Here is a 14,214-nt window from a genome sequence, read left to right on the forward strand (position 1 = left end):
GTTAACCTCTATTACACAAACGTTTCACTCGTTGTTCAGTTTTCAAAGAGCAATCTTTATTTCATCAAGCAACCAATTTCTTAGTTACTTTCTTTTTCTCACCGCCGTATCAGCGGCGACTTTTATAATATATCATGTCTTTCAGTTGAAGTCAATAACTTTTTCAAAGTTTTTTTCTTCAACTTTCGTTTTCTCTTCTGTCGACAAGTTTTTTTCAAAACTCGATTTAGAAGGGACGAGAAATAATTTATCATAAATCGGATGCCTAGTCAACACATTTTTCGATATTTTATGCAATCCAGTTTCATTCATATCCTGACGCGCATTTCCACGCTTCGTTCCATTTAGACTTACATGTCAATTACATAGGAATAATGCGATGATTCCGTGCATATTTAGATAGTTCCTTCGGCGAAGCAATGCGAGCATACATCCTGAAGACGGTGCGATACCGTTTGGATATTGCTTGACGAACCTCTGCGTCCAATCGATTATCACTCAAATCAAGCAGCATTTCATCTAATTCTTTCCGTAGCATGTAGCTCAGCTCTTTGCATTCTCTCTCATTAAACAGAAAACCTAACATTACAGCAGCAGCCTCCCTTAACGACAATACAACACCATCGACTCTAACAATCCGGACATTCTTCAGCTTCACGTCGACTTCGCTGCCGGCTTCCAATGAAGCCAAAGAATACCGCTTTACTGTTATGCACAATTTTATGATGTTTTATCACAAGGCCGGTACGTAATCATTTTATTTCATTAACCACAATGTTACAGTGCTCTCAATGACTGCAGCAACTAGCAGCAAGGCGGTCACCCATACCGCACCGGCACCTGTACGCTTGGTCCATTCCGCTAGACTCACCGCTCTTCGCTGTTCCCGCTTCCCGAACCATTTTTTCAACAGCAGCATACCGAATTTCATGCCATAAGCTCCGGCAATCAAAATTGCGGGGATTTCCAAAATACCGTGAGGAAGCAACCCCTTAACAACCAGCTCCGCAATATCCACACCTTTTGACTCCATTACACGCAGCAAGAATCCGATCACCATGCCGTTTACTAGAAGAAATCCAGCTGGGATGAGACCGAACACGATGCCTGCAAACATGATCAACACCGCTTTAATGGCGTTATTATAAAAAATAAATACAAAGAACGACAGCTCCTGATTATCGGACTGCATCAATTGATTGCGAGCCCCTTCAAGACCCTGCAGCTGCTGAAGCACGAATTGCTCCAGCCCGCTCCAATTGTTGCCGAGTACATAGCCAGCCGTAAAGATCACCACAGAGGCAAGCAAATACCAGCGTAATTCTTTCAACGTGTTCCACCATGAAGCTAGACTTAGCATAACTTCTATACCCTCTCTTTTCCCTTGCTCTCCCATATCCCATGCGTAGTGAAGCCTGGAGATCACCACGGAACTTATTGGAAAAGCTGCGGTCTTATTTTATTACCCCAAGCATACAGTGTATTAAACAAGCATGACAAGCTGCACGATGGCAGCTTGTTCTTGAGCGTAACTTCCCCCTGTTCAATCTTTTGATCGTTAACGAGAGGAGCGCATTTTGTCATGAATTACTTTTATGTATTTAGCGGTAAAAAAATGAAACGCGTCTTTTTCCTCGTCGTCGCCGCGCTATTCGCTGCTGGTGTCGTTTACGTGGAGAGTGACAACATCACCGTATTTTCAGAAGGGAGTCCTTCTGCCATTTACAGTGTGCCCACGGATAAAAAGCTTATCGCGCTCACCTTCGACATTAGCTGGGGGGACAAGCGGACAGAGCCTATTCTTAAGATCCTTGAGGAGAAGGGGGTTAAGAAAGCAACATTCTTTCTCTCCTCCCCTTGGAGCAAGACCCATCCCGATATGGTGAAAAAGATAGTCGATACAGGATTCGAGGTTGGAAGCCACGGGCACAAGCATGTAAACTACAGCAGCCTAAGCGATGAAGAAATCCGCAAGCAGATTGCGACCGCACACCAGATCTTGTCAGATGTAACCGGCAAAGCGCCGAACTTGATTCGGATGCCGAACGGTGATTTCGACAAACGAGTCCTTCGCATCGCTAACAGTCTGAATTATAAGGTTATTCAATGGGATACCGATTCATTGGATTGGAAAAATCCCGGCGTGGACACGATCGTAAATCGTGTCGTTAAGAAAGCGCACCCTGGCGATATCGTGCTGCTGCATGCAAGCGATTCGTGCAAGCAGACCCATCTAGCCCTTCCGGCCATCATCGATCAGCTTCGCGCGCAAGGCTATGAATTCGTCACCGTATCCGAACTCATTCAGCAGACGGAATTGAAAAGTAAAACCATTCAAGACCAATCTACGATGAATCAGCATTTGCACGATGCGGCGGGAATGTAGCCCAACTAAAGAAAGCTGACGGACCTCCGTCAGCTTTCTTTTTTGTCCAGAATGCGGTGCAAGATGAGAATTTGGTACGCATTGCATGCCGCAAGCGGAATATAGACGAACCACGTAGCCATGTTGCCGATGGTAAGCGCTGACAACGTTTCGATAGTCGTAACCGCAATCATGAAGAATACCGTCGGAATGAACGCGGAACGATTCGTCGCCCGTACTTTGTAATAAGCAACGACAAGCGCAACCAGCAGCACGACGATACCGAGAATAATGTCATTTACACCGTTCGTTACAGCGTCACCTGCGAGCAAGGTGCGAAGGAACATTAAGTCCAGCCACACGATAACTGTAAGCAGAACTTGAACGTACGGCCACGCCTTCTTAAAAATACCGAGAGCGATGTAATTCAGCGTCAAATAGGCAAAGAAACCCATCTGCGAATATACGCTGATCATACAACCGCTTAGTATCAGCTGCAGCACATTCAGCATAATATCCACTGGACCGTTAAAATTAGAAAACTCTTGTTGGAACACCTGTAAGGAGAGACCAATAATAAGTGTAATCGCTCCACCTAGACATAGTGTCGTCCAGAATAAATAAGACCATTTTTTCAAATTCAAGGCGCTCCACCTCCACAATGTTCATTATTTTACCAATCTTCTCAGCAAAAAACTATCGCTGTCAAACATAATTCATAAATTCCTCTGCCATACTACGCGTGAAGGACGGATTTTGCAGCGGATTTTATTGAACGCGCAGCGTCCATTCAGGACAGAAAGGAGGGCCTATTCCATGAAGTCAAGATTCATTCGTCTTACGCTGGTTGGCGCCATGTTCATCACGCTCCTATCCGCCTGTGGCATGGAACAGCAAGCTTCGAGCAATACAATGGATTATAAGGATCTAAAGACCATGGTGGTGGACATCCTCAAGACAGAAGAAGCGCAAAAAGCCATACAGTCGTCCCCATCCGGCGGCGGGATGCAAATGAAATCCTTAAATATGCAGCAGCAAGAACAAATCCGGACGGCCGTAAAGGATACACTCATTTCACCTGATTATCAGCAAACGGTAGAAAAAGTGATGACTGACCCGAAATTCGCCGGTGAATTCGCGAAAGTCGTTAGTAAAGAAAATAAACAAATTCATAAAGAATTGATTAAGGATCCCGCTTATCAGCAATCCGTCGGAGATATTATTAAATCCCCTGACATGATGAAGTCATATTTAGACATGATGAAGACCCCGGAGTACCGCAAGCAGCTGATGGCGGTCGTCAAGGATTCGATGAGCAGTCCCATCTTCAGACTCGAAGTTATGGATTTATTAAGTAAAGTTGTAAAGGAAGAGCTGCAGCCGAAGGAAAAAGGCGGTAAGAAAGGAAAAGGCGGAGAACAGAAGGAAGGCGGCAGTAGCGAGGGCAGTGGTGGAGGCGGCGACGATGATGGCGGCAGCGATAGTGGCTCCGGATCCTAGAGCGCTTACAAAACAAGAGGGAGCCGCGATGGCATCCCTCTTCACGCCGTTATGATTTTAATCGATGATCTACACTTCTGGCCAATTCCATGTATTGCGCTCCAATGACGGACTCTTCTTTATATACAGAAGGTGCGAACTCCCGTTCGGAAGGGTGGTTGTCCGTACTTCCAAGCGGAATCTGCGCGAGCAGGTCGACGTGAAGCTCTTCTGCCAGCTTCGCGCCGCCTCCGCGCCCAAATACATACTGCTTCTCGCCGCATTTTCCGCATTCGAGATATGCCATATTCTCGACGATACCTAGAATATCATGCTTTGTATGAATCGCCATCGTCCCTGCTCTTGCAGCAACAAATGCCGCGGTCGAATGTGGTGTAGTGACGATAATTTCCTTGCTCTGGGGTATCATCTGATGGACATCAAGCGCGACATCGCCGGTTCCAGGCGGGAGGTCCAGCAGCACATAGTCAAGTTCGCCCCACTCCACCTCTTGGAAAAAGTTACGGAGCATCTTGCCCAGCATTGGCCCGCGCCATACGACCGGGCTGTTGTCCTCGACAAAGAATCCCATGGACATCACTTTCACGCCAAAGCGCTCCATCGGTATGATGAGATTGTCCACTACTACCGGCCGCTCATCAATGCCCATCATGTCGGGCACACTAAAGCCGTAAATATCGGCATCAATCAATCCGACGCGCTTGCCAAGGCGTGCCAAGGCCACAGCCAAGTTGACCGTTACGGTTGATTTGCCGACGCCGCCTTTTCCACTAGCTACAGCGATAAACTGTACCCCAGAGGTCGGATCAAGAAGCGGATGCTCAACTCCCGCTTGAGGTCCTTTTAGATTTTGGGCTGGTTGCCCTGTCCCCTGAGCTTGACCGGCTTGATCCTGAGCCGGCTTCAATCCGATTGCAGCCTGTTCGTGTTCAGAAGCAAGTCGGATACGAACATGAACATCTTGAATAGACAATGCGGACAAACGGCTCTTAATCTCCTGAGTTAACGCTTCTCTTGCCGCCGCATCCGCAGCCTGAGGGGCGATTACCGCAGTTAACTTCACTTCCCCCGTTCTGACCATCATATCTCGAATCCAGCCTATGCTTGTCATGTCTTGTCCGGTTACCGACTCTTTCAAACCTTGCAGCGCTTGCAGCACTTCCTCTTTCGTAATCAAGATGGCACCTCGTCTCATATCAAGGTCTATTGATAAATGATGAATGATGTACGAATACTATTATAGCACAGCCTCACTTTTTACCAATGTTTTCCCCTGCTATAAATCGCAAAATCCCTTTATACACCGAGGCCGCCACCTTGCGCTGATATTGCTCATCCGCTAACTTGCGCGATTCTTCCGGATTAGATAGGAATCCGACTTCCACGAGTGCGGTCGGCATACTTACCTTATCCATCAAATATAAGCGCCGGTCGACCGGCTTAGCCACCCGCTCTGTATTCTCCAAGTTCCGGCGAATTTCCGATTGAATCCACTTGGCGAGCCGCTCGCTCTCCGGATTGCGCGCCGTATAAAAAGTTTGCGCCCCATTCCAGCGCTGAGAAGGGATGCTGTTCATATGCAAACTGATGAGAAGATCCGCTTTTTTCTCTTCCACAAAGCTGACCCGCTGCTTCAAATCCTCGGCTTTCCGCCTCGCATATCCTTTTGTATCCCCATTGGCAAGGTCATAGTCCCCTTCGCGCGTCATGAAGACAACTGCACCGGCCTGCTGCAAGTAATCGCGCAAATATAAAGCGATAGACAGATTAATGTCCTTCTCGATGACTCCTTGCCGGCTTACCGCTCCACCATCCGGTCCACCGTGTCCCGCATCAATGGCGATCACCTTGCCGGACAAAGGTATTGTCCAATAGGTCCATGTCTTTGTAACTGGCATATCGGCAGTCATAATGACGATGACGATAAGCACAAGACAAATGCTAATGATCCACTGCCGGACATGGCGCAGCGGTATCCACAGGATGGAAGTCTTTCGCTGCTTCTTTTCACTCATAAAATAAGTCCACCTCCGCCCCCATACAGACTCCTAATCATCTATATGGGACAGGGTGGACAAATATACGTCGCTTCAAAGGATATCCTTCTATTCAGTTGGATTCCTCGTCTACACGTCGCTGGAGACAGACTGCGCCATACCTTCAATAAGAATGCGCGCCACTTCCGGACGCGAGAACTGCGGCGGCGGGCATGTGCCGTCACGAAGTAAAGCCCGCACCTTCGTTCCAGACAGCGCCACATGCTGTTCCTTCGGATGAGGGCACGTCTTGCTGGACGCCATATTACCGCAGGTGATGCAGAAAAAGCTATGCTCGAAGAAGAGCGGTTGAATCCCCAGTTCCTCAGGGGAGAATAAACGAAAGATTTCTTGCGCTTCATACGTTCCGTAATAGTCTCCTACACCCGCATGATCACGGCCGACGATAAAGTGGGTACAGCCGTAATTTTTACGTACGATAGCATGGAAGATCGCTTCTCTCGGACCCGCATAACGCATCGCAGCAGGAAATACGCCGAGGAATACCCGGTCCTCTGGATAATAATGCTCCAGCAGGCTCACATAGCTGCGCATCCGCACATCTGCAGGCACATCGTCTGATTTCGTCTCCCCGACTAACGGATTCAAAAATAACGCGTCGACGATTTCCATCGCGCTCTTCTGAATATATTCATGCGCCCGATGAACGGGGTTACGGGTCTGGAAGCCTACAACTGTCCGCCAACCTCGCTCTTCGAACAGGCGGCGGGTATCAGCGGGATCAAAGTAATACTGTTCGAATTGCTCAGGCTTTGCACGCTGCAGCACTAGTACGTTTCCGCCAACATACGTATCGGGACGCTCCAGCAGCTTCTGCACTCCCGGATGCTCCGAGTCTGCCGTCTTGAATACTTGTTCGGCTTCCTTTAACTGGTCCACGCTATATATACTTTCAACGTCTATCGTTCCATAGATGATTCCATCCTCTTCCCCGATAAGTGCAGCGGTTGAGCCTATCGTCAACGTCTCGGCGATGTATTCCGGAACGGCAAGCGTGATTGGCAGGCTCCATACTGTACCATCTGCCAAGCGCATTCGTTCTACGACGCTCCTATAGTCATCTGCATTCATAAATCCAGTAAGCGGAGAGAACGCGCCGACACCTATCAAATCCAAATCTGAGAGCGTACGCCGATTGATGTGTATTTCCGGCAACAATTTAGCTTCGGTGAGCTTCCGTTCAACATCCTGTTCTGGAACGAATCGATTGATGAGTTGTCCGCCATGAGGCAAAATTGAGGTCATAACTGAAGTCTCCCTTCAAGAGGTTGTTCAAAAAGTCTCCTTTTGAACACGCACTTCTATTTGTGTAGTCCACACTCGACTTTTTCGCTTCCTGACCAACGCCCTGCACGAGGGTCCTCTCCTGGCTGTACTGCACGTGTGCAATGAATGCAGCCGATACTAGGATAATTGAGATCATGAAGCGGATTGTAGATGACGTTATGGCTATGAATGTAATTCCAGACATCTTCCCAACTCCATGCCGCTAGCGGATTGAATTTAATTAATCCGAATTTGGTGTCATACTCCACCTTCTTCGCATTGGCACGTGTCGGCGCTTGATCGCGGCGGATGCCCGTAATCCAAGCATCATATTTACTTAATATTCCTGTTAATGGTTCTACTTTACGCAAGTTGCAGCAAAGATTGGAGTTATTCAACCATAATTGATCGCCGTAGGCTTCGGCTTGAGCTTCAGGGGAAAGTTCAGGGGCTACGCGAACAAATTCCAAATCGTAACGTTCAGAGATGCGATTACGGGTGTTATACGTTTCATCAAAATGAAACTCCGTATCCAGATAGAAAATATCGGTTGATGGACTGAGCCGCTGCAGCATATCGACTAAGACGACATCTTCCGCACCAAAGCTGCAAGCAAACGTCAAATTCGGAAAGGCTTGAACAGCCTCAGCAATAACTTCTTCCGGTTCAGCATGTTCGAATTGTTCCGCTTTCTCACTTACGAACGCTTCCTTTTCCAACAGATTCATAATTGCATCCTCCGCATACTCATTTTAATTCATAGTATTTTGGTATGTTTTGTATACTTTATAATTATAGAATGTTTCCTATCTTTGTCAATTTGTTTTTTCTGCATTTTGAACCGACATTACAGCCTATTCCGGGCGATCGCCCTAGGTGAATCAAAATTGGGTATAAAAACACCGATACCTGCGTGAGGTATCGGTGTGCTTGTTGAGGAAACTAATATGACAAATGAAACTCATTCATGCAACGCATAATCGATAGAGAACGGCTGCCCAGACCAAGCTTTCTTCGAAGTCCACTCCGCCTCCCCTTGCCAGAACGGATGCGACAGGGACAAGGCGAGCGGCAGAAGCGCAGTCGAGCAAAGATAGAGGCTGCCGGTCGAGATATACGTCTCACCGATGTCCGGTTGATGTCCGCAAAATCCAACCGTCAACCATCCATCTGGTGTGTAAGTGCCCGGGGCATCCATCATACGGCGCATCACAGCCGTCAAGGCGCATCGCACCTGCGATGGAGTCAATGATTCAGGCAGTTCATCAAGCCATGCGATCTGTGCAAGCGTCTGCAATGCGCCGCAGCGGTAAGCTAACGAACGGCCAACAGGCGGGATCGTTCCTTCCGGAGATATGCTGCGCTCCTGCTGCAACGCATATCGCTGTGCTCGCCTTAACACGCTCGGCTTCATCTTGTTCCAATCCGGATACAGATCGCCAAGCAATCGGAGCATATCGAGCAGCATTGGCTGAATCACGAAGCTGTTGTAATAATCTGCGTGGTACGCTGGTCCGTCACCGTATATTCCGTCACCGACATACCACTGCTCATGCTGCTTCAATGCGTAATCTATCCGCATCGGATCCCATTCCGCTTCGCCAACATGATATAGTGCCGCTTCAATCATTGCGGAGAACAGCAGCCAGTTGTTGAAATGTGGCTTACGCATCCGGGTGCTCTTCCACGCTGTAATGACATTGCGCTTGACCCGTTCGCTTAACGGGTTCCAGAGCGCCTCTGGCGCACGCAGCACACCTTGGCACAGAAACGCCGTATCGACGATCGGTTGGTATCCAGCGGCGAAGTTCATATAGTCTGGTGAATTCGGATCAGTAGCAGCGTCCATAGCTTCCACATACAGCTTGCTCAGTTCCAGCCGGAGCTGCTCCTCTTCCGCAAGACCACCTACCGAACCGAGCCAGGGCGCGATTCCGGCCATCAGCCGCCCGAATGCCTCCAGGTATGTATAGTGCTCCCGATCCACGCCGTTGGACTCGATAGGCATATCAAGCTTCAATCGGCGCTCCGCCAGCGCCATCAATACGGGACGCGCTACCCGATTGAGCACCTCTAGCCAATATTGTCGGTCTACTACTGCTGGCTCGTCTCCATTCCGCTGCTCAGCATATTTTTCCTTGCCATCCGTCTTGATCAACCTGTCCTGACCTTCTCGCTTCATTCTCTTCGCCCCCATCCCTCATATCCCCGAAATAAGCTACCTTCGACGTTTATTATATCGGATGATGGCGCGTTGTGAGCATGATATCTGTTATACGCAAAAAACCCTCTTGCGACCGTAGTCGTAAGAGGGTTGATTCCGTTCGTAATCCAATCTTAACGTTTCGAGAACTGAGGCGCACGACGAGCTGCTTTAAGACCGTATTTTTTACGCTCTTTCATACGTGGATCGCGCGTCAGGAAGCCTGCTTTTTTCAAAGCCGGACGAAGCTCTGGATCAGCTTTCAGCAATGCACGGGAAATACCGTGACGAATTGCGCCAGCTTGACCAGTGATACCGCCGCCATGAGCCAGAACCAACACGTCATATTTGCCGAGTGTTTCTGTAAGGTTCAACGGTTGCTTCACGATAAGCTTCAAAGTTTCCAAACCGAAGTATTCATTAAGGTCGCGTTTGTTGATAACGATGCGGCCTTCGCCCGGTACTAGGCGAACGCGCGCTACCGAATGCTTACGACGACCTGTCCCATAGTATTGTACTTGTGCCATGAAACTGTCCTCCCCTTTCTATTATCCGCGAAGTTCGTAAACTTCAGGTTGTTGTGCTTGATGTGGGTGCTCTACGCCGGCATAAACTTTAACACGAAGTTTCATTTTATTGCCCATGCGCGTTTTTGGCAGCATGCCTTGAACAGCGAGTTCCACCATACGCTCAGGTTTTTTGTTCAACATTTCTTGAGCGCTTGTCACTTTCAAACCACCTGGATAGAAGGAGTGACGGTAGTACATTTTGTTTTGCAATTTCTTGCCAGTCAACACGATTTTGTCAGCGTTAACGATGACAACGAAGTCACCTGTATCAACGTGAGGCGTAAATGTTGTTTTGTGTTTGCCGCGAATCAATGCAGCTGCTTCACTTGCCAGACGACCAAGCGTCTTACCTTCAGCGTCAATAATGTGCCATTTGCGCTCAACTTCAGCTGGCTTGGCCATGTATGTGGTACGCATGAAATATCCTCCTCTGATGACATTTGACGCAACAGTAAGTTGCGTTACAAATTCATTGTTAACGTTCATTCCATTGTTGCATGTCTATATTCGTTCAACTCAATGTTATGTCTTGTTAAAAACTGCTACAAGCAGTGTGATTTCTTTATCGGGGCCGTGGGAAGCCTAAAGAAACACAAATGTTATTTTACAATATTAAAGCGATTTTTGCAAGGGATTTTTTCGATTCACTTGGATGCGTTGTTATCCGTGTGAAACTGTTCTTCTCCATTGTAATCCACGTGCCAGAGTGTAAGTCCGTGGGGTACTGCAGTTGGACCGGCGGCTTTTCGACTCTTAGCTTCCAAAATGCGTGGAATATCAGCCGGAATGAGCTTTCGTTCGCCAACCCGCAAGAGTGTCCCTGCAATGATGCGCACCATATTGTATAGAAATCCGTTTCCGGTCAGTTCCAAATGAAGGCGGCCCCTGCCCTCTTCCCCTGTCTCACTTGGCTCAATATCCAACCGAGCGGTGTAAAGGGTACGCACATTGGACGTTTTCGTCGATTTCGGCGAAACGAAAGAAGTAAAGTCATGCTCTCCAACAAAATAGCGGACTGCCTCTTGCATGGCTGTCATATCAAGAGGTCTGTGATAATGGAATTCATAATTCCGGCGGAACACATCCGGTTGCCGTTCTGCACATATGGAGTAACGATACGTCTTGCGTTTCGCCGAGTAGCGAGCGTGGAATGACTGCGGCGCTTCCCAGGCTTCTCGAATGACGATGTCATCAGGTAATCGTGAATTCAACGCCAGACACCAGCGGTCGACAGGAATCATCGATGCGGTCGTAAAGTTGAACACTTGACCGTACGCATGAACTCCTGCGTCTGTGCGGCCAGATGCCATAATGGACGTCTGTTCGTTGGTCAGCATGTATATCGCGCGTTCGATGCGGCCTTGAACCGTATCCAGCTCCGGCTGAGCTTGAAAACCGCAGTAAGCTGTCCCGTCATAGCTTAATACCATTCCAATGTTACGCATTGGTTGTAACCCTCCCGATAAAAAGAAAAGCTCCTCAGGGGGAGCCTTCCTTCACGCCGCAAAATGCGTCGTTATCGTACGTGTGACATCACCGCGATTACGCGCGGTCAACCAGTTCCAAATACACCATAGGCGCGGAGTCGCCACGGCGAGGACCAAGTTTCAAAATGCGCGTATATCCGCCCGGACGCTCAGCATAACGTGGTGCTAGCTCCGAGAACAGCTTTTGAATTGCGTCTTGTTCGCCATTCAACGTTTCGCGGCGCACGAATGCAGCCACTTGACGACGAGCATGCAAATCACCGCGTTTTGCAGACGTGATTAGTTTTTCAGCGATGGAACGAACTTCCTTCGCTTTCGCTTCTGTCGTTTGAATGCGCTCATACAAGAACAAGTCAGTTACCAAGTCGCGGAACAATGCTTTACGGGCACTGGAATCGCGACCTAACTTTTGGTATGCCATTGCTATTTCCCCTCCTTCTAAGCCAAGTCCCGTTTAGTCTTCCATGCGTAAGCCCAATCCGAGTTCTTCGAGCTTCTCTTGAACTTCCTCCAAAGACTTGCGGCCCAAGTTGCGAACCTTCATCATATCTTCTTCGGTCTTCGTAATCAGCTCTTGAACCGTATTGATGCCTGCACGCTTCAAGCAGTTATAGGAACGAACGGAGAGATCGAGCTCTTCGATAGTCATCTCAAGCACTTTCTCTTTCTTGTCTTCCTCTTTTTCGACCATGATTTCTGCGTCTTTCGCTTCATCCGTCAATCCGACGAAGAGCATCAGATGCTCCGTCAAAATTTTCGCGCCGAGGCTCACCGCTTCTTCTGGTCGAATGCTTCCATCCGTCCACACTTCAAGGGTTAACTTGTCGTAGTTGGTTACTTGACCTACACGCGTATTTTCAACGCTGTAGTTTACACGCGAAATCGGTGTGTAAATCGAATCTACCGGGATAACCCCGATAGGTTGGTCTTCCCGTTTGTTTCGATCCGCAGGAACGTAACCACGTCCACGATTTGCGAAGATTCGCATGTGGAGTCTGGAGCCTTGTGCTAATGTCGCAATGCGGAGATCCGGGTTCAAAATTTCCACATCGCTATCCGCTCGAATATCGCCAGCCGTTACAACCCCGTCGCCTTCCGCATCGATTTCGAGAACTTTCTCTTCATCAGAATGGATTTTCAGCGACAAGGACTTCAAATTCAAGATAATTTCAGTAACGTCTTCATAGACGCCTGGAATCGTCGAGAACTCATGTAAGACGCCGTCGATTTGAACAGACGTCACTGCCGCGCCCGGCAACGAGGAGAGCAGAATACGGCGCAGGGAGTTGCCCAGCGTTGTTCCGTATCCTCGCTCTAATGGTTCTACGACAAATTTGCCGTATGTGCCTTCCTCATTGACGTCAACGGTCTCAATTTTCGGCTTTTCGATCTCAATCACTGTATAACCCTCCTTCAAACGTCGCTGGCGTTTATCAACGTCAAACACCTAAGGTCGGTCGATTCATGCAGTATGCCTAAACAACCATTATTCCCAACAGGCGCTAGCTTAATACTACACGCATCGGTGTGCCATCATTAAACGCGACGACGTTTTGGTGGGCGGCAGCCGTTGTGCGGGATTGGCGTTACATCTTTGATCATGCTAACTTCCAAACCTGCAGCTTGCAAGGAACGGATGGCAGCTTCACGACCTGCGCCTGGTCCTTTAACCATAACTTCAACCGACTTCATGCCATGTTCCATTGCTGCTTTAGCAGCGGACTCAGCAGCCATTTGAGCTGCGAATGGCGTCGATTTACGAGAGCCTTTATAGCCCAAACCGCCGGAACTAGCCCAAGAAATTGCGTTGCCGTGTGGATCCGTGATAGTTACGATCGTGTTGTTAAACGTAGAACGGATGTGTGCCACACCGGTCTCAATATTTTTACGGTCACGACGTTTAGTACGTACGACTTTTTTTGGTTTAGCCATTGCTACTTATCCCCCCTTACTTCTTCTTGTTCGCTACCGTACGACGAGGGCCTTTACGTGTACGAGCATTTGTCTTAGTACGTTGTCCACGAACAGGCAATCCGCGACGATGACGGATACCACGATAGCATCCGATTTCAACCAAACGTTTCACGTTCAGAGAGATCTCACGACGAAGGTCACCCTCAACCTTTACCGTTTTGTCAATCAGCTCACGAATTTTGTTCACTTCGTCTTCCGTCAAATCGCGAACGCGAGTATTAGGGTTAACGCCAGCCTCAGTGATTACTTTTTTAGAAGTTGTTTTACCAATACCAAAAATGTATGTCAAGGCGATCTCAACGCGTTTATCCCGTGGCAAGTCTACACCAGCTATACGAGCCATTTACGCTACACCCCCTTCTTATCCTTGTTTTTGTTTGTGCTTTGGATTCTCACAGATTACCATAACATTGCCCTTGCGTCGAATGACTTTGCATTTTTCGCAAATTGGCTTAACAGAAGGTCTTACCTTCATGCTGAATACCTCCCAGTTCTCAAGTTGCACGTCAAACCGTCTTCTGACGCGTCGAACGGTCTGCAAGTGCATGCAAGCGCTGCTCGGAACGAGCCGAGTGCTACTTCCGATAAGTGATGCGACCTTTGCTCAAATCATATGGCGACAGTTGCACGACCACTTTGTCCCCCGTCAGGATACGGATGAAGTGCATCCGCAGCTTTCCGGAAACGTGGGCAAGAATTTGATGACCGTTCTCCAACTCAACCCGAAACGTCGCATTCGGCAACGGCTCAATGACCGTACCTTCCACTTCAATTACGTCTTCTTTGGCCACCG

At 48.4% G+C, this 14,214-nt stretch carries 19 protein-coding genes; 2 read left to right on the forward strand and 17 right to left on the reverse strand.

Features of this window, described 5'->3' with window-relative positions; all coding sequences use genetic code 11:
- Nucleotides 1–361: 361 nt before the first annotated feature.
- A complete protein-coding gene (locus tag LQV63_RS24895) occupies nt 362–586 on the reverse strand; it encodes a hypothetical protein (RefSeq protein WP_026010986.1) in 225 nt (74 codons plus the stop codon).
- Nucleotides 587–757: 171 nt separating this feature from the next.
- Nucleotides 758–1,330, reverse strand: coding sequence for a stage II sporulation protein M (locus LQV63_RS24900; protein ID WP_233698709.1), 573 nt, complete (start codon nt 1,328–1,330; stop codon nt 758–760).
- Between the two features lie 252 nt (nt 1,331–1,582).
- Here LQV63_RS24900 and pdaB point away from each other — a divergent pair, with 252 nt between their 5' ends.
- Nucleotides 1,583–2,386: a polysaccharide deacetylase family sporulation protein PdaB gene (gene pdaB / locus LQV63_RS24905; RefSeq protein ID WP_233698710.1), complete on the forward strand. Its 804-nt coding sequence runs from the start codon at nt 1,583–1,585 to the stop codon at nt 2,384–2,386.
- A 29-nt stretch (nt 2,387–2,415) separates the two neighbouring features.
- Here pdaB and LQV63_RS24910 read toward each other — a convergent pair whose 3' ends face one another.
- Nucleotides 2,416–3,009 (reverse strand): KinB-signaling pathway activation protein, encoded by a 594-nt coding sequence (locus LQV63_RS24910; protein WP_019420733.1) that lies wholly within the window; start codon nt 3,007–3,009, stop codon nt 2,416–2,418.
- A 172-nt stretch (nt 3,010–3,181) separates the two neighbouring features.
- Here LQV63_RS24910 and gerD point away from each other — a divergent pair, with 172 nt between their 5' ends.
- The gene (gene gerD, locus LQV63_RS24915) at nt 3,182–3,865 is read left to right on the forward strand and encodes a spore germination lipoprotein GerD (protein ID WP_019420732.1); all 684 of its coding nucleotides are present in this window, start codon (nt 3,182–3,184) and stop codon (nt 3,863–3,865) included.
- A gap of 49 nt (nt 3,866–3,914) precedes the next feature.
- On the opposite strand, the gene LQV63_RS24920 is transcribed toward gerD, so the two are convergent.
- The 14 genes from LQV63_RS24920 to infA all read right to left on the reverse strand — a co-directional run bounded on the left by LQV63_RS24920 (nt 3,915) and on the right by infA (nt 14,212).
- Nucleotides 3,915–5,042 (reverse strand): Mrp/NBP35 family ATP-binding protein, encoded by a 1,128-nt coding sequence (locus tag LQV63_RS24920; RefSeq protein ID WP_233698711.1) that lies wholly within the window; start codon nt 5,040–5,042, stop codon nt 3,915–3,917.
- A 73-nt stretch (nt 5,043–5,115) separates the two neighbouring features.
- Complete coding sequence (gene cwlD, locus LQV63_RS24925) at nt 5,116–5,880, reverse strand: N-acetylmuramoyl-L-alanine amidase CwlD (protein WP_019420730.1); 765 nt, start codon at nt 5,878–5,880, stop codon at nt 5,116–5,118.
- 111 nt (nt 5,881–5,991) lie between these two features.
- On the reverse strand, nt 5,992–7,167 hold the full coding sequence (gene sat, locus LQV63_RS24930; RefSeq protein WP_019420729.1) for a sulfate adenylyltransferase: 1,176 nt from the start codon (nt 7,165–7,167) through the stop codon (nt 5,992–5,994).
- A 56-nt stretch (nt 7,168–7,223) separates the two neighbouring features.
- Nucleotides 7,224–7,916, reverse strand: coding sequence for a phosphoadenylyl-sulfate reductase (locus LQV63_RS24935; RefSeq protein ID WP_233698712.1), 693 nt, complete (start codon nt 7,914–7,916; stop codon nt 7,224–7,226).
- Nucleotides 7,917–8,149: 233 nt separating this feature from the next.
- Nucleotides 8,150–9,370, reverse strand: a complete 1,221-nt coding sequence (locus LQV63_RS24940) for a DUF2264 domain-containing protein (protein WP_233698713.1) — start codon at nt 9,368–9,370, stop codon at nt 8,150–8,152.
- Nucleotides 9,371–9,525: 155 nt separating this feature from the next.
- On the reverse strand, nt 9,526–9,918 hold the full coding sequence (rpsI, locus tag LQV63_RS24945) for a 30S ribosomal protein S9 (protein WP_019420726.1): 393 nt from the start codon (nt 9,916–9,918) through the stop codon (nt 9,526–9,528).
- 21 nt (nt 9,919–9,939) lie between these two features.
- Nucleotides 9,940–10,377 (reverse strand): 50S ribosomal protein L13, encoded by a 438-nt coding sequence (gene rplM / locus LQV63_RS24950; protein WP_019420725.1) that lies wholly within the window; start codon nt 10,375–10,377, stop codon nt 9,940–9,942.
- A gap of 227 nt (nt 10,378–10,604) precedes the next feature.
- A complete protein-coding gene (truA, locus tag LQV63_RS24955) occupies nt 10,605–11,405 on the reverse strand; it encodes a tRNA pseudouridine(38-40) synthase TruA (RefSeq protein WP_019420724.1) in 801 nt (266 codons plus the stop codon).
- 97 nt (nt 11,406–11,502) lie between these two features.
- Complete coding sequence (rplQ, locus tag LQV63_RS24960) at nt 11,503–11,868, reverse strand: 50S ribosomal protein L17 (protein WP_019420723.1); 366 nt, start codon at nt 11,866–11,868, stop codon at nt 11,503–11,505.
- Nucleotides 11,869–11,901: 33 nt separating this feature from the next.
- Nucleotides 11,902–12,846 carry a DNA-directed RNA polymerase subunit alpha gene (locus LQV63_RS24965; RefSeq protein ID WP_019420722.1) on the reverse strand — a complete coding sequence of 315 codons (945 nt, stop codon included), beginning with the start codon at nt 12,844–12,846 and terminating at the stop codon, nt 11,902–11,904.
- 137 nt (nt 12,847–12,983) lie between these two features.
- Nucleotides 12,984–13,379 carry a 30S ribosomal protein S11 gene (rpsK, locus tag LQV63_RS24970; RefSeq protein WP_019420721.1) on the reverse strand — a complete coding sequence of 132 codons (396 nt, stop codon included), beginning with the start codon at nt 13,377–13,379 and terminating at the stop codon, nt 12,984–12,986.
- Nucleotides 13,380–13,395: 16 nt separating this feature from the next.
- Nucleotides 13,396–13,764 (reverse strand): 30S ribosomal protein S13, encoded by a 369-nt coding sequence (gene rpsM, locus LQV63_RS24975; RefSeq protein WP_019420720.1) that lies wholly within the window; start codon nt 13,762–13,764, stop codon nt 13,396–13,398.
- Nucleotides 13,765–13,782: 18 nt separating this feature from the next.
- Complete coding sequence (gene rpmJ, locus LQV63_RS24980) at nt 13,783–13,896, reverse strand: 50S ribosomal protein L36 (RefSeq protein WP_003333770.1); 114 nt, start codon at nt 13,894–13,896, stop codon at nt 13,783–13,785.
- A 100-nt stretch (nt 13,897–13,996) separates the two neighbouring features.
- Entirely contained in the window at nt 13,997–14,212 is a 216-nt protein-coding gene (infA, locus tag LQV63_RS24985; protein WP_006676514.1) for a translation initiation factor IF-1, read from the reverse strand.
- Nucleotides 14,213–14,214: the final 2 nt, after the last annotated feature.

Source organism: Paenibacillus profundus (assembly GCF_021369635.1).
In the GTDB taxonomy this organism is placed as follows: domain Bacteria; phylum Bacillota; class Bacilli; order Paenibacillales; family Paenibacillaceae; genus Paenibacillus_B; species Paenibacillus_B profundus.

What these genes read in the sequence shown, in the direction of transcription:
- LQV63_RS24895 (WP_026010986.1), bottom strand. Translation starts at nt 586, where the DNA reads ATGTTAGGTTTTCTGTTTAATGAGAGAGAATGCAAAGAGCTGAGCTAC.
- pdaB (WP_233698710.1), top strand. Translation starts at nt 1,583, where the DNA reads ATGAATTACTTTTATGTATTTAGCGGTAAAAAAATGAAACGCGTCTTT.
- gerD (WP_019420732.1), top strand. Translation starts at nt 3,182, where the DNA reads ATGAAGTCAAGATTCATTCGTCTTACGCTGGTTGGCGCCATGTTCATC.
- cwlD (WP_019420730.1), bottom strand. Translation starts at nt 5,880, where the DNA reads ATGAGTGAAAAGAAGCAGCGAAAGACTTCCATCCTGTGGATACCGCTG.
- sat (WP_019420729.1), bottom strand. Translation starts at nt 7,167, where the DNA reads ATGACCTCAATTTTGCCTCATGGCGGACAACTCATCAATCGATTCGTT.
- LQV63_RS24935 (WP_233698712.1), bottom strand. Translation starts at nt 7,916, where the DNA reads ATGAATCTGTTGGAAAAGGAAGCGTTCGTAAGTGAGAAAGCGGAACAA.
- LQV63_RS24940 (WP_233698713.1), bottom strand. Translation starts at nt 9,370, where the DNA reads ATGAAGCGAGAAGGTCAGGACAGGTTGATCAAGACGGATGGCAAGGAA.
- rpsI (WP_019420726.1), bottom strand. Translation starts at nt 9,918, where the DNA reads ATGGCACAAGTACAATACTATGGGACAGGTCGTCGTAAGCATTCGGTA.
- rplM (WP_019420725.1), bottom strand. Translation starts at nt 10,377, where the DNA reads ATGCGTACCACATACATGGCCAAGCCAGCTGAAGTTGAGCGCAAATGG.
- truA (WP_019420724.1), bottom strand. Translation starts at nt 11,405, where the DNA reads ATGCGTAACATTGGAATGGTATTAAGCTATGACGGGACAGCTTACTGC.
- rplQ (WP_019420723.1), bottom strand. Translation starts at nt 11,868, where the DNA reads ATGGCATACCAAAAGTTAGGTCGCGATTCCAGTGCCCGTAAAGCATTG.
- rpsK (WP_019420721.1), bottom strand. Translation starts at nt 13,379, where the DNA reads ATGGCTAAACCAAAAAAAGTCGTACGTACTAAACGTCGTGACCGTAAA.
- rpsM (WP_019420720.1), bottom strand. Translation starts at nt 13,764, where the DNA reads ATGGCTCGTATAGCTGGTGTAGACTTGCCACGGGATAAACGCGTTGAG.
- rpmJ (WP_003333770.1), bottom strand. Translation starts at nt 13,896, where the DNA reads ATGAAGGTAAGACCTTCTGTTAAGCCAATTTGCGAAAAATGCAAAGTC.